Origin of the sequence: Sulfitobacter sp. S190 (genome assembly GCF_025141935.1) — a bacterium.
Classification (GTDB): Bacteria; Pseudomonadota; Alphaproteobacteria; order Rhodobacterales; family Rhodobacteraceae; genus Sulfitobacter.
Genome location: NZ_CP081120.1, coordinates 2,713,816 through 2,728,088 on the forward strand (window position 1 = coordinate 2,713,816; position 14,273 = coordinate 2,728,088).

13 protein-coding genes are annotated in these 14,273 nt (G+C 63.4%); 5 read left to right on the top strand and 8 right to left on the bottom strand.

From position 1 onward, the window contains the following. The first annotated feature begins 43 nt into the window (after positions 1-43). Positions 44-904, top strand: coding sequence for a zinc-ribbon domain-containing protein (locus tag K3756_RS13625; protein ID WP_259988261.1), 861 nt, complete (start codon positions 44-46; stop codon positions 902-904). Between the two features lie 24 nt (positions 905-928). Here the strand turns inward: K3756_RS13625 and K3756_RS13630 are convergent, their stop codons facing one another. From K3756_RS13630 to argH, 5 genes are all read right to left on the bottom strand, one after another. Further along, positions 929-3,559 (bottom strand): TIGR02302 family protein, encoded by a 2,631-nt coding sequence (locus tag K3756_RS13630; protein ID WP_259988263.1) that lies wholly within the window; start codon positions 3,557-3,559, stop codon positions 929-931. 42 nt (positions 3,560-3,601) lie between these two features. Continuing rightward, the gene (gene lysA / locus K3756_RS13635; RefSeq protein ID WP_259988265.1) at positions 3,602-4,867 is read right to left on the bottom strand and encodes a diaminopimelate decarboxylase; all 1,266 of its coding nucleotides are present in this window, start codon (positions 4,865-4,867) and stop codon (positions 3,602-3,604) included. 31 nt (positions 4,868-4,898) lie between these two features. Further along, the gene (locus K3756_RS13640; protein WP_259988267.1) at positions 4,899-5,216 is read right to left on the bottom strand and encodes a DUF2834 domain-containing protein; all 318 of its coding nucleotides are present in this window, start codon (positions 5,214-5,216) and stop codon (positions 4,899-4,901) included. A 144-nt stretch (positions 5,217-5,360) separates the two neighbouring features. Further along, on the bottom strand, positions 5,361-5,534 hold the full coding sequence (locus K3756_RS13645; protein WP_259988269.1) for a hypothetical protein: 174 nt from the start codon (positions 5,532-5,534) through the stop codon (positions 5,361-5,363). Then, positions 5,531-6,922: an argininosuccinate lyase gene (gene argH / locus K3756_RS13650; protein WP_259988271.1), complete on the bottom strand. Its 1,392-nt coding sequence runs from the start codon at positions 6,920-6,922 to the stop codon at positions 5,531-5,533. Before argH ends, K3756_RS13645 begins: the two co-directional genes overlap by 4 nt. Before the next feature lie 23 nt (positions 6,923-6,945). On the opposite strand from argH, the gene K3756_RS13655 reads away from it, so the two are divergent. Continuing rightward, positions 6,946-7,521 carry a TlpA disulfide reductase family protein gene (locus K3756_RS13655; RefSeq protein WP_259988273.1) on the top strand — a complete coding sequence of 192 codons (576 nt, stop codon included), beginning with the start codon at positions 6,946-6,948 and terminating at the stop codon, positions 7,519-7,521. A gap of 26 nt (positions 7,522-7,547) precedes the next feature. Here K3756_RS13655 and K3756_RS13660 read toward each other — a convergent pair whose 3' ends face one another. After that, complete coding sequence (locus K3756_RS13660; protein WP_259988275.1) at positions 7,548-8,621, bottom strand: Hint domain-containing protein; 1,074 nt, start codon at positions 8,619-8,621, stop codon at positions 7,548-7,550. Between the two features lie 130 nt (positions 8,622-8,751). Beyond that, on the bottom strand, positions 8,752-9,681 hold the full coding sequence (locus tag K3756_RS13665; RefSeq protein WP_259988277.1) for a lipid A deacylase LpxR family protein: 930 nt from the start codon (positions 9,679-9,681) through the stop codon (positions 8,752-8,754). A gap of 191 nt (positions 9,682-9,872) precedes the next feature. On the opposite strand from K3756_RS13665, the gene K3756_RS13670 reads away from it, so the two are divergent. Together K3756_RS13670 and K3756_RS13675 are read left to right on the top strand one after the other, a co-directional pair. Continuing rightward, positions 9,873-11,513, top strand: a complete 1,641-nt coding sequence (locus tag K3756_RS13670; protein WP_259988279.1) for a sulfatase-like hydrolase/transferase — start codon at positions 9,873-9,875, stop codon at positions 11,511-11,513. A gap of 141 nt (positions 11,514-11,654) precedes the next feature. Next, positions 11,655-12,605, top strand: a complete 951-nt coding sequence (locus K3756_RS13675) for a pirin family protein (protein WP_259988281.1) — start codon at positions 11,655-11,657, stop codon at positions 12,603-12,605. Here K3756_RS13675 and K3756_RS13680 read toward each other — a convergent pair. Beyond that, positions 12,602-13,501, bottom strand: coding sequence for a LysR family transcriptional regulator (locus K3756_RS13680; RefSeq protein WP_259988283.1), 900 nt, complete (start codon positions 13,499-13,501; stop codon positions 12,602-12,604). The genes K3756_RS13675 and K3756_RS13680 overlap by 4 nt on opposite strands. A 124-nt stretch (positions 13,502-13,625) precedes the next feature. On the opposite strand from K3756_RS13680, the gene K3756_RS13685 reads away from it, so the two are divergent. Continuing rightward, complete coding sequence (locus tag K3756_RS13685; protein ID WP_259988286.1) at positions 13,626-14,258, top strand: glutathione S-transferase family protein; 633 nt, start codon at positions 13,626-13,628, stop codon at positions 14,256-14,258. Positions 14,259-14,273: the final 15 nt, after the last annotated feature.

The following is a 14,273-nucleotide window of genomic DNA, read 5'->3' on the forward strand; positions in this document are numbered from 1 at the left end:
TAACGATCAAAGCGGGGGTTAATCCGATGGGGCTGGGTAGAAAATGAGGCTGATCTGTCCGAACTGCGACGCGCAGTACGAGGTGCCTGACGAAGTCATGCCCGATACCGGCCGGGATGTGCAGTGCTCGAACTGTGGCAAGACATGGTTCCAGCATCATCCCGATCATGACCCCGAGGAAGACGACACAGACGTGATGGCCCCGCCTCCGCCGCCCGAGGAGGACGAAGAGGTCGCCCCGCCGCCACCGCCACCCGCACCGCCACAGGCACCCGAACGCAAGCAGCTGGACCCCGCCGTGGCCGATATCCTGCGACAGGAGGCCGAGGCCGAGCAGGAAGCCCGTCGCCGCGCGCGCGAGGCCGAAAGCGGGCTGGAGACGCAAACCGAACTGGGTCTCGACCCGCAGGAACCCGAGGACGAAGCCGACCGCCGGGCGCGCGAAGCCCGCGAGCGTATGGCCCGGATGCGCGGTCAGGACCCGGCCGTTGATGCACAGGCCGAAGCCGCGGCAAGCGCGGCCGCACTCGGCTCGCGCCGTGATCTCCTGCCCGACATCGAGGAAATCAATTCATCGCTCAGCAGCGGTGCGGGCCGCACGGGCCCCAATGCCGACGAAATCCCGATCGAAGCACCGACCCGCCAGCGCAAGCGCCGTGGCTTTCGCACGGGGTTCATGACCGTGCTGCTTGTCGCGATCGTGCTGACCATTCTGTATATGCTTGCGCCGCGGCTGGCAGAGGCGGTGCCCGCACTGGCCCCCGTTCTCGACAGCTACGTCGAGACGGTCAACGCCGGGCGTCTGTGGCTGGATGAGCGGGTGCGCGGCGTGTTGCAATCGCTCGACGGCATGGCCGAACGCAGCGCGCCCAACGGCGATACCGCCCCGGACGCCACCGAATAGGCGGCCTTGCCGGGCGCCGGTGTCCTAGAAACGATCAAGCAACCGGTTCAGGTAGTCCCGTTCGACTTCGGGACGGGCCTGTTCACCCGAGCGGCGGCGGATCTCGTCCAGCAATTCGCGCGCGCGCCCGTAGGCATCATCGTTCAGCTCCACCTCGGCATCGCTGCCGGTCGACCCGTTCGTACCCTGTTCACGGCCCAGCGGATCGCGGTTGTCGGCACGCCGGTCGCTTTGCTGGGTGCCCTGACCCGGCTGCTGGTTCTGCTGCTGCTCCTGCGCCATTGCCTCACCCAGTGACCGCATGCCTTCACGCAGTGCTTCCATCGCCTGCGACTGGTTGTCGATGGCTTCGGGCAGATCGCCCTCCCGCAGGGATTGTTCGGCTTCGTCCATCGCGTCGCCCGCGCGGTCGAGCGCATCCCGCGCGGCATCCCCTTCGGCAGTCCCCTGACCGGGCAGCCGGCCTTCCTGTCGGCGCAGCTCGTCGCGCAACGCCTGCTGGCGATCGGCAAGCCCCTGCTCCGTGCCCTGCTGTCCGTCGCCGGGGCGCTGTTCACCGCCGCCGCCTTCGCGGCCCTGCTGTTCGCTGTCCTGTCCCTCGCCCTGACCTTGCTGGCCCTCATGGCTCTGGCCGCGGCCCTGCCCGCCATTGCGGCCTTCGTTGCCTTCGTTCTCGCCTGCCTGCGCGCCGGGATTGAATTGTTCCTGAAGGTCGCGGAAGGCCTGATCGCTCAGGCCCTGCTGTTCGCGCAGGGTCTCGGCGAGCCCCTCCATCGCCTGTTCCCCTTCGGACTGGCCACCCTGGCCCTGCTGGCCCTCGGTGACCTGCATGTTCTCCATCATTTCCTGCAATTCGCGCAGCGCCTGTTCGGCCTCGGCCATGCGGCCCTCTTCCATCAGCTCCTGTATCCGGTCCATCATGCGTTGCAGATCGTCCTGCGTCATCTGCATGCTTTCGCCCTGCTGTTGCTGACCCTGTTGCTGCTGGCCGTCCTGCTGCTCTGCCTGCTCGCGCTGGAGCTGCTGCATGTATTCTTCGGTGGCGCGGCGCAATTCCTGCATCAGCTCGGCGATCTCTTCGTCGGTCGCGCCGTTCTTCATCGCCTCGTTCAGACGCTCCTGCGCACGGCGCATCCGGTCGCGGGCATCGTCAAGATCACCGATTTCAAGCTCCAGCGCGAAATCCCAAAGCTCTTGCGCCAGTTCGTCCTGCACCTCTTCGTCGATCCCGAACCGGGCGCGGGTCTCCAACCGCTCGATCAGCGCCCGCAAGCGCAGGGCCGACGTTTCCGAGCGGAATGCATCTTCGGGGATATAGCTGACCGCACGCAAGACCTGCGCGATGCGCTGCGCATTCTGACGGCTCCACAACAGGTCACGGCGCATCTCGATCACGGCGGCCGCCGTCGGATCGAAAAACCTCCGGCCCGGCAAAACCATCTGCATCGGCGCCGTCTGTGCGACCTGTTCGGCCGCATCCAGCGCGGTCATCGACACTGTCACCGGCAGGTTCGCCCAAGGATGCTGGGAAAAATCATCGATCAGGTTTTCTTCGAAAGCGGCGCGGTCACCAGCAATAGGCATCGGCAACGGCACGGTCACATCCGCACGCGGTTCCGGATCGACCGCAAGCCCGTAGCGCCGATCGACTGACGCAAGATCAAGCGAAATCCGCGCCTCGCCCGCCTCCACGCCATAGTCGTCAGAGGCCGCGAACGGCAGCCGCATCTCGCCGATGGCCGCGACTTCGGGTGCGCCGATTATGGTGATCTGCGGTGCCTCATCGGCAATCACCGAGATGTCCCATGCCCGCCCGCCGGGGCCGTCAACCGCAATGGCACCATCGCGCCCGACCTTGAAATCAAACGTGGTCTGGGGGGGGGCGTCCGCTTGGGTCTCGACCTCGCGGCCCGAAACCGTTTCGCGCACACCAAGGGCGCCGACCTCGCCATAAAGTCGCAGGGTGATCAGCGTTCCGAAAGGAAGCTGCAAATCTCCGGCAGCCAGATCATTGAGGTACAGCGTCGGCTTGCCCGTATACCGCGGCGGCTCTGCCCATCCTTCCCAGACCGGACCACTCGCCAGCGGCCCGGTGGATCCGCCCGCCATTTCGGCCACTGTGCCGACGCGCCAGATCGACCCGAACAGCAACGCCATGCCAAAGGCCAGCACCGCGACATAGCGCAAGGCATAGGGATCGCGCCGCGCAACCCGCAAATCGCCCGGCACCGCAGTGGCCCGCGCCGCACGCTCTGCCATACGCCGCTTGTGCGCGCGCCACACCGCCATCGATGCGTCATCGCCGGCACCGATCGCCTGATCGTCCATCAGGGCCGTGATCGGACGGCCGGGCAAACTCGCGTCCAGCCGCGTCAGTGCGTCAACCTGCCGCGGCATGCGGAACCTGCGGGCGGCATAGAAAAGCGTTCCCAACACCGCGGCGCAGGTCAGGCCACCCAAGGCCCAGAGCACCTCGACCGGCACAGATTCGTGCACCCCCATCATCGCCGCCGCCAGTGCCAGCAACAGCACCGTCAAGAGCGGCCAGAACGCCTGTACAGCGTGCTCTGCTACCATCCCAAGCCATGTCCAACGCCGCGGCCACCGCAGGTCGGACATCGTGCGGGAAAGATCATTGGGAGTGAACTGGACCATCTGCGCTGCCTCATGGGGACGGCGCCGAACGCACAATCGCGTTCAGAGCCACTCAGGGATGGTATCGCGATTTATCATTTCGTCAAAGGTGGGGCGTGGGCGGATAACCGCGAATTGATCTTCGTGAACCAGCACTTCGGGGATCAAGGGTCGCGAATTATATTCCGACGACATGACCGCCCCGTACGCGCCCGAACTGCGAAACGCCACCATGTCACCCGCGGCCAGCGGCGGCATCAGCCGTTGCCTTGCAAAGGTATCGCCGGATTCGCATACAGGCCCGACAATATCATAGGGCTGCTTTTCAATGCCCGGTGCAGGTTCTTTCACCGCCACAATATCATGATGCGCCTCGTACATGGCGGGGCGGATCAGATCGTTCATCGCCCCGTCGAGGATCAGGAATTCACGGTCTTCACCGGACTTGACGTAAATGACCTTGCTGACCATCAAACCCGCGTTGCCCGCAATCAATCGGCCCGGTTCAATCTCGATCTCGCAACCCAGATGACCAAGCGTGCGCTGCACCATGGCGCCGTAATCACTGGGCAACGGCGGTGCCTGATTGCCGGTCTCGTACGGGATGCCCAGACCGCCACCCAGATCGAGCCGGGTGATCTCGTGACCGTCCTCGCGCAGTTGTGCCGTCAACTCCGCCACCTTTTCGTAGGCCAGCTCGAACGGGGCCAGATCGGTCAACTGCGACCCGATATGCACGTCGATACCGATCACCTTGAGGCCCGGCATCGCCGCCGCCATTGCGTAAACCTCGCGCGCCCGCGCGATCGGTATGCCGAACTTATTCTCGGATTTGCCCGTGGCGATCTTGGCGTGGGTCTTGGCATCGACATCGGGATTGACCCGCACGGTGATGGGCGCAACCGCACCCAATTCGACCGCAACCGCGTTCAGCACTTCCATCTCGGGCTCGGATTCGACATTGAACTGGCGAATACCGCCCGTCAGCGCGGTGCGTATTTCCTGCGCCGTCTTGCCCACGCCGGAAAACACGATCTTGTCACCGGGCACCCCGGCGGCCTTGGCGCGCAAATACTCGCCCTCGCTGACCACATCCATACCGGCCCCCGCCTGCGCCAATGTGCGTAAAACGGCCTGGTTCGAATTGGCCTTCATCGCATAACAGACCAGGTGGTCCATCCCCGCCAAAGCTTCATCGAAAGCGCGGAAATGACGCAATAATGTTGCGGTGGAATAAACGTAGAAAGGCGTACCGACCTGGGCTGCGATATCCGAAATTGCGACGTCCTCGGCATAAAGCGCGCCGTCACGGTACAGGAAATGGTCCATGCTTCATCTTGCCTCTAAACTCAATTCCGCCCTACTTCACGGGCGCTGAGCGCAGGAAAAGGTAGAGCGGCAAACCACAGCTCACTCCAATACAGAAGGTGGCCGGAATAGCAATCAGGGCAATCCAATTTCTCCGGGTGGCAACTTCGGCGATAATCCAGACGCTCAGCGCGATCGCCGCAATCGTCAGATCCCACACCAACCCGCTGGTCGCGTCATTGACGTGCCAGGCATCAACCATCGCCATCAGATCCCAGCCGTTGGCCTGAAACCAGCTGACAAAATAGTACATCGGATGGATGGCACCCCAAATGGCCAGCGCCAGAAACACAATCCTCAAGGCGGACATATCAAAACCCTCTTACGACGACGCCCACCCGCGCCTCGCCCGTCACCACCACGCCGGGCGGCGTTGTAGAGGGCGCGGGCTCGCGCGGGGCGGGACGCTCACATGCACCCAGCGACATAAGCGCCAGCGCGGCAAAGGCCAGTCTCAAAAGCCGACGCCAAGCGTGACCGGACCACGGCTCAGCCCGACACCGCCGCCGATGTGGGATCCGGAATTGGTCAATACCACCGTCACGCCCCCGCTGGGCTGCACAGGTTCACCATCCACACCGCAGGCCGCCAGACCGGCAAGGGACACCGCATAAATCAGCTTTTTCATGCCAAACGCTCCTTCCAGCGGTCGATCTGCGCGCGCACCTGCGCGGGCGCCGTACCGCCATAAGACATGCGCGAGTTTACAGAGTTTTCGACACCAAGCACTGAAAATACGTCATCGGTGATCCCCGCGTGCGCCGATTGCATCTGCGCCAGCGTCAGATCGGGCAAATCGCAGCCCTGCTTTTCGGCCATCGCAACCAGCGATCCGGTCACGTGGTGGGCATCGCGGAAAGGCAGCCCCAGCACCCGCACCAGCCAATCGGCCAGATCGGTCGCGGTGGAGAAACCGGCACCCGCCGCCGCCGCGAGATTGTGGCGGTTGCCGGTCATGTCGCGCACCATGCCTTCCATCGCGGCAAGCGCCAGCATCAGGTTGTCGGCGGCATCAAAGACCTGTTCCTTGTCTTCCTGCATGTCCTTGGAATAGGTCAGCGGCAGCCCTTTCATCACCATCATCAGCGCGACATTGGCCCCGAAAATGCGGCCTACCTTGGCGCGGATCAACTCGGCCGCGTCGGGGTTCTTCTTTTGCGGCATGATGCTCGATCCGGTGGAAAACCGGTCCGACAGGGTCACAAAGCGGAATTGCGCGGAGGACCAGATCACCAGCTCCTCGGCAAAACGGCTCAGGTGCATGGCGCAAATGCTTGCGGCGCCAAGAAACTCCAGTGCGAAGTCACGGTCGCTGACCGCATCGAGGCTGTTGGCGGCGGGGCGGTCAAACCCCAGCGCTTCGGCTGTGGCGTCCCGGTTGATGGGAAAGGACGTGCCCGCCAGTGCCGCAGCACCGAGCGGGCTTTCGTTCATACGTGCGCGGGCATCGCGCACACGGCCCAGATCACGGCCGAACATTTCGACATAGGCCATCATGTGGTGGCCCCATGTGACGGGCTGTGCGGTTTGCAGATGGGTAAAGCCGGGCATCACCCAATCGGCCCCTGCTTCTGCCTGTGTCAAAAGCGCACGGATCAGCGCCAGCAAACCGCTTTCTGCGGCATCAAGCTGGTCACGCACCCAGAGTTTGAAATCGGTGGCGACCTGATCATTGCGCGACCGGCCCGTGTGCAACCGGCCTGCGGGCTCTCCGATGACCTCCTTGAGGCGCGCCTCGACGTTCATGTGAATGTCCTCGAGCGCGGTCGAATAGGCAAACGTGCCCGCCTCGATTTCTGACAAGACCGTGAGCAGCCCTTCCCGTATGGCGTCCGCATCGTTACGCTCTATAATGCCTTGGGCTGCCAACATGGCTGCATGGGCACGAGAGCCTTCGATATCCTGGGCCGCCATGCGCTTGTCAAAGCTGATCGAGGCATTAATTGCCTCCATGATCGCATCAGGACCGGCGGCAAAACGGCCGCCCCACATCTTGTTGGAGCTTTTGTCAGTCATATGTCTATCCCCCGGAGGGACCCATGAAGAAACGTTTGATTGCTGCCATCTACACGGCCCTTGCTTTGGGGGCCAGCCCAAGCTTTGCGGCAGACGCCGAAACCATACTGCCGCTGCGGTCGGGCGACATGAAAAAGCTGGCGGTCCACGACACGCCCAAGGCGACCTCATCCGCCGCCTTCAATCTGGCCGATGACGCCGGCCGCGCGACGCTGGCCGACTACGAAGGCAAGTACGTTCTGGTGAATTTCTGGGCGACATGGTGCGCACCGTGCCGCAAGGAGATGCCGCATCTGTCGGAACTGCAGGCCGAATTCGGCGGCGACAATTTCGAGGTGCTGACCATCGCAACGGGCCGAAATTCACCGCAGGGCATACAGAAATTCTTTGCCGAAACCGGCATTACCAACCTGCCCCGGCATCAGGATCCGAAACAGGAACTCGCCAGCCAGATGGGCATTTTCGGCCTGCCCATCACCGTGCTTATCGACCCCGAGGGGCGCGAGATCGCGCGTCTGCGCGGCGATGCGGACTGGGCCTCCGACAGCGCGAAGTCCATCATCAAGACCCTGATCGACAGTATGGATACCGCCAGCTGAGCTTTATCCGGTCACGCGCGGCATGATCAGGCCGCGTGCGCGAGAATGGCCGCCTCAGACGCGGAAAGCGTGCGCCGCGCAAAGCTGCCGTAGGTGTGGGGATCGAATTCGAGATCGGGATATTCGCCCAGCAAACGCGCCCTGTCCGACGCATCGAGCGTTTCAAGGGCGGCAGATGCGGGATGAAAGCTCTCCGTTTCGACGCCGTTTGCCCACAGGATCTGGTGCTGTTCGAGCAGGACGTGGATATACGTCACCTCGCGCGATTGCGTATCGACCGTGATGGTCGTGCCGTTGATCAGGTCCTTTGCGGATACGAGCACCTCGGGCGTGTTGAACAGGCTGCGGGCCACGTCACCTTTGACCAGCATGCGGTGCTCGGGCGAGACCAGCAAATCGTGATCGGGCACGTCATTTCCCAATGCACGCGCGGAAAACCGGACCGGACGCAAGCGCGGCATCGCAAAAAGGCGCGCCCCTGTCATCCGGCGATGGCCCATCCATTGCAAAGGCTGGGCGCCATTGTCGCGTGTCTGTACCAGATCGCCAACCCGCAAATCCTCGATCGGGCAATGCCCCTGCGGTGTCTGGATCAGCGTGCCGGGGGTAAAGCAGATGACACCGCTCTGGCTGGGTTGCGCGCGTGCGTCGGCACCCGCGCCCAGCGTGTGGTGCACGATCCAAAGATCACAGTTGCGTGGCGGCATTTCGTTGAGAAACATCAGTAGCGGCTGGCTGCCGCGCCCGACATGGATCAGTGTCACGCTATAGCTTTTGCCGCCGTCGGTGACGACAAAACTGTTGTCCATGAGCGGCGCTTGCGCGTCATCGGACTCGAACTGCCGGGTTTGCGTGGGATCGCGTTCCAACGCCGCCCCCACCAACCGGTGTACCATCCGTGCCGCGCGCCTGCGCAATTGTTCTGCCCCGTCCGCTTCGTCCAGCCGCAATATGTCCGACGGGCCATCCACTCGGATAGCGTCTCCGCGCCATGCCCAGGCAGCCCCTACGTTGAGGTTCTGCACCGGTGCTGCGTCCAGACCGTCGATTTCCGTTTGCGACCAGGAGATAACGAACGTGCCACGAAAGCCCGTTCCCATACCTGTTACGCCTGCCTCAGTATTCTTTTTTATTATGCAAAACCGTAGCAGCGGAATTTCGTTCAGGGAAGCACCGAATGAACAACGCGTTCCAAACTGTTGCAAATACAACAGAGTTCGACACAGCGTGTTAGAAACTCAGATTGATCCGGATGGACCCTACAACCTGCCCTTCGCGCTGCGCCTCGAATTCTTCGCCCAGATACGTCACGCCATAGAACGCCGATGCGCTGTCGCCTTGCCAGTGCACGCCCAGACGCGCCCGCTCGCGGCTTTCAACCAGATCGAAACCGTCCTCTTCGGGCAGCAGGTAGCTGTCGGTCACATGTGCGATGTCGGCCCCTGCAACCAGCGCGAAGCCTTTGTATTCATTGTTTTGTATCACGCGGTAGCGGTGGCCGGTCACGCTTTCGCGCACCCAAAGCTCGGCTTGGCCCATCTGGCCCAAGGTCACGTCGAAACCGGCGCGCACCATGGTTTCGGCCCCCGCCCGTCCTTCGACGAAAGGCCGCAGCCGCATGTTCTGTCCCAGCGCCAGTTCGCGCCCCAATTCGCCCACGACGCTGGGCCGGATATCACTGATCTGCGCATCCAGCGTTTCATCTGACGGCACGCGGATGCCCAGCAGCTCGTGTGTCTCGCGCTGGAAGGTTCCAAGGCCCGTCGCCGATCCTGCCGCGACCAAATCCCCCCCGAGGGCGGCCTCCATACCCTGCCAGCGGAAATGCGTATGCACCCCGGCCGACAGTTGCCCCGCATAGGGCCGGTCGCCCACGGCGGGTGTGTTGATGTCCTGCGGCGCGATGATTTCGGCGCTCAGCCTCAATTCGACGAGTGCCCCGAAGCGGTCCGGCAGCTGCCCTTCCCATGCCGGTCCCCATACTCGTGAAGACGTCCACGACCCCGTGCGCCAGCGGTCGTTGCCGTCGCCGATGTAGTCATTCGTCATCAAACGGCCGTGGCCCAGTCTGGTCCGCTCGCCCGCATCCGCACCGGTGTATGTGGTGCCAAGAAATGCCGTGGCCAAGGCCAGCAAGGGCGCTCCAAAGAATCGAAACATGCGTGTTCCCTGTTAATCCGCCCCCCAGCGGCCTTCTGCCTACCGCGCCCGACGCACCGCCACCAGTTCGAACCGGACCGCCCCTGCCCGATGCGCGTCAGGTGCGGCTTTGGGGTCACGCCGCTTTTGCTGGTCAGGCACCGAATGCTGCGCCATGGTGCGCCCGACACGACCACATGCGGAGCCCTGCCATGAACATCCTCTTCATCATGTACGACCAGCTGCGGTTCGATTATCTCGGTTGCGCGGGCCATCCCCATCTTAAGACACCGAATTTCGACCGTGTCGCAGCGCAAGGCGTGCGCTTTACCAACGCCTATGTGCAGTCGCCCATCTGCGGATCAAGCCGCATGTGCACCTACACGGGCCGCTATGCGAGCAGCCACGGCGCGCATTGGAACGGCTTTCCCCTGCGGGTGGGTGAACAGACGCTGGGTGACCATTTGCGCCGCGAAGGCATGGCGTGCTGGCTGATCGGCAAGACCCACATGCAGGCGGATGCCGACGGGATGGCGCGGCTTGGGCTCAGCGCCGACAGCATCATCGGGGCCCGGCAGGCGGAATGCGGTTTTGACATCTGGGCCCGCGACGATGGGCTTTGGGCCTACGGGCCGGACGGCTATTACGACGACAACCGCTCGCCCTATAACGAATACCTCAAGTGCAAGGGCTACGACGGCGAAAACCCCTGGGCCGATTACGCCAACGCAGGGCTCTCGGACGACCAGATTGCATCGGGCTGGATGTTCCGGCACGCCGACAAACCCGCCAACATCCGCGAAGAGGATTCCGAAACGCCGTGGCTGACCACGCAGGCGATTGACTTCATCGACCGCGCAACGGGGCCGTGGTGCGCCCACGTCAGTTATATCAAACCGCATTGGCCCTATATCGTGCCTGCTCCCTACCACGATATGTACGGCCCCGCGCATGTGCCCCCTGCCCGCCGCGGCGCGGTCGAGCTCGAGAACCCGCATCCGTTGCTGGCGTGCTACCAGTCAGGCAAGGTCGGTCAGGCCTTCCAGCGCGACGATGTGCGCGAAAAGGTCATCCCCGCCTACATGGGTCTGATCAAGCAATGCGACGACCAACTGGGCCGCCTGCTCGACCACCTCGAAGCGACCGGGGCGATGGACGACACGATGATCGTGCTGACATCGGACCACGGCGATTACCTTGGCGATCACTGGATGGGCGAAAAAGAGCTTTTTCACGAACAATCCGTCAAGGTGCCGCTCATCATCCGCGACCCCCGCCAGACGGCCGATGCCACGCGCGGCACCACCTGTGACGCTTTGGTCGAAAGCATCGACCTGACGGCCACCTTCATCGAAGCCGCAGGCGGCGCGGTGCCCGACCACATCGTCGAAGGCCGCTCGCTGCTGCCGTGGCTTGCGGGCGAAAACCCCGACTGGCGCAGCTATGTCATCTCGGAATACGACTATTCGGGGACAGCCCATTGCGCCGCTTTGGGGATGACGCCCCGCGACGCACGGCTTTTCATGGTGTACGACGGGCGCTACAAACTCATCCACGCCGAAGGCGGGCTGCGCCCGATCCTGTTCGATCTGCAAAACGATCCCGATGAATTCATTGACCTGTGCAAGGGCGATCCCCCCGCAGAGGTGATGACACGCCTTTACGACATGCTGGCGGCATGGGGGCGGCGCATGTCGCAACGGGTCACGCGCTCGGATGCGCAGATCATCGCAGGGCGCGGAGCCTCGCTGCGCAAGGGCATCCTGCCCTTTCTGGTCGATGGCAGCGAAGTCCCCGATGCGCTGACCGAACGCTACCGCGGCCCCGCCCGACAGCGCCACACCGACGATTGATCGCACGGCGCACGCGTGCAAGAACGCGAAAGACACAACCGCGCGGAACGCGCATCAATGCAATTGGCGCATTGCGCCTTCTCAAGGTGACAGCACGCGACCGTAGCGCGACACTGGCACAAAAACCCACAGGAGCCCGAGATGAGCTGGAACCCGACCCAATCGCCAGAATGCCCCGAAGCAGGGGCCGACGCGCTGGAAACGCTGATCATTCCGCGGGCGCGTGATCTGGGCGGTTTCGAGGTCCGGCGCGCGCTGCCCTCGCCCAAGCGCCAGATGGTCGGGCCGTTCATCTTCTTTGACCAGATGGGGCCGGCCGAGTTCATCACCGATGGCGGCATCGACGTGCGTCCCCACCCCCATATCGGGCTGGGCACCGTGACCTATCTGTATCAGGGCGAATTCGAACATCGCGACAGCCTTGGCACCCACCAGATGATCTATCCCGGTGAGGTCAACTGGATGGTCGCGGGGCGCGGCGTGACCCATTCGGAGCGCACCAGCGCCGACACCCGTGCCACGCGCCACAACCTGTTTGGCATCCAGACATGGATCGCCCTGCCCGAAGACAGCGAGGAAATGGCGCCTGACTTCGAACACCACAAGGAAGATGCGCTGCCCGTGATCACCGATACCGGCGTGGAGGCGCGGCTCATTCTGGGCGAAGCCTACGGGCATCAAAGCCCCGTCACGATGCAATCCGAAACCTTCTATGTCGATGTGCAGCTGGCCCCCGGCGCGTCCTTTCCGCTGCCCGACAACCACGAAGACCGCGGCATCTATGTCACCCAAGGCAGCATCACCGTTGCGGGCGATAATTTTGACGAAGGCCGGTTGATGATCTTCCGCCCCGGCGACAGGATCAGCGCGTCCGCAGGGCCAAAAGGCGCCCGCCTGATGCTACTGGGCGGCGCCACCATGAACGAAAGCCGCTACATCTGGTGGAATTTCGTGTCCTCGCGCAAGGACCGGATCGAAGAAGCGAAAGAGGCGTGGATCAAGGCCGACTGGGAAAACGGCCCGTTCAAGCTGCCCCCCGGGGACGACGCCGAGTTCATTCCGCTCGAAGACGACAAGCCGAAACGGGGTTAGCTCCACGCGGGTTCGATCAAACGGTCGGATGCCAGATGGTCAAGCAGGCTGCGCACCCGCGTCGTCAGCATCCGGTTGGGCGGATAGAGTGCTGCGACGGTGTAGGGGGGCGCGCGGTAGGGCTTGAACAGCTCGACCAGTTCGCCCGCCTCCAGCGCTTCCCAGACGGCATAGGCGGGGCACATCGCGATTGCGGCCCCGGCCATCGCGATGCGCACGGACGCGGCCGGTGCGTTGGACCGCAGCCGCCCGCCGACCCTGACGGTCACGTCCTCCTCCTCGATGCGGAAGTGCCAGTTGGCAGGATCGGAGGTATTGCCATCGCGCACACAGGCATGGGTGGCCAGCGCGTGCGGATGCGCAGGCGTGCCCGCCCGCGCCAGATAGGCGGGCGCCGCACAGCAAATCAGGGGCATGCCCCCCAATCGCCGCGCCACCAGTGTGCTGTCGCGCAATGGCCCGATCCGCACCGCCAGATCAATCGCTTCGTCGATGATCGACACCCGCCTGTCGGACAGTTGCAGATCAATGTCGACCTCGGGGTGCAGTTGCGAAAACGTGGCCAGCGACGGCGCAACCCGCAGCGCGCCGAACCCCGTGGGCGCCGCAATCCGGATCTGGCCCTTCAATGCCGTCTGTGCGGTACGAACGGTTTCTTCCAGCTCGTCGAACCCGTCGAGCAACGGCAGACATTGCGCCAGATAGGTCGCCCCCACATCGGTCAACGACACGCTGCGGGTGGTCCGGTGCAAGAGCTGCACACCCAGCGACGCTTCGAGATCGGCGACGTATTTGCTGATCAGGCGGGTGGATTTGTTCAGCCGCTTGCCCGCGCCGGTAAACGATGCCTCTCGCGCCACCGCCGCAAAGGCGCGCATCCGGTCGATCTTGTCCATGCCTCATTAAGCCCTTTCAGTTCACAAAGTTGGCTCGATAAGGCGTATTATCATTTATCCAGTTTCAATGCATCTCTTATGGACCAGCCGTTTTCCCCCGCTGGCCCCATACTGGAGACTTCAAATGCCAAATCAGATCCGCATCCACCACTTTCCGAAATCCGGTCACGCCCACCGCGCGTTGGTCTTTGCCAAACTCGCCGGCATCGCCCATGACGCGGTGCACGTCGATCTGGCCGCAGGCGCGCACAAGACGCCCGAATTTCTCGCTTTCAACCCCAATGGTCAGGTTCCGGTGCTCGAGGACGGCGATACTGTCATCACCGATTCCAACGCCATTCTGGTGTATCTCGCCCGCAAATATGCACCCGACTGGATGCCCACCGACCCCGAAGGCGAAGCAACCGTGCAACGGTGGTTGACCCTGGCGGCGGGCGAAGTCGCCTTCGGATCTGCCGCCGCGCGGCTGATCACGGTTTTCGGCGCGCCGCTCGATGCAGAGTTTTGCGCCAGCGTCGCCAACCGCGCCATGGCCAAGATCGAAGCCGGTCTGGCCAATGATCCGTGGCTTGCCGGGGCACAGCCCACGGTGGCGGATGTCGCGATTTATTCCTACACCGCGCACGCGCCCGAGGGGAACGTATCGCTCGCGCCCTACCCCCGTGTGCGCGCGTGGATCGACCGGTTTGAAGCGCTCGACGGGTTTGAACCGATGCCCGCCACGTCCGTTGGCCTGCGCGCCGACACTGCCGCCTGAATGTCCCCGCCGCTG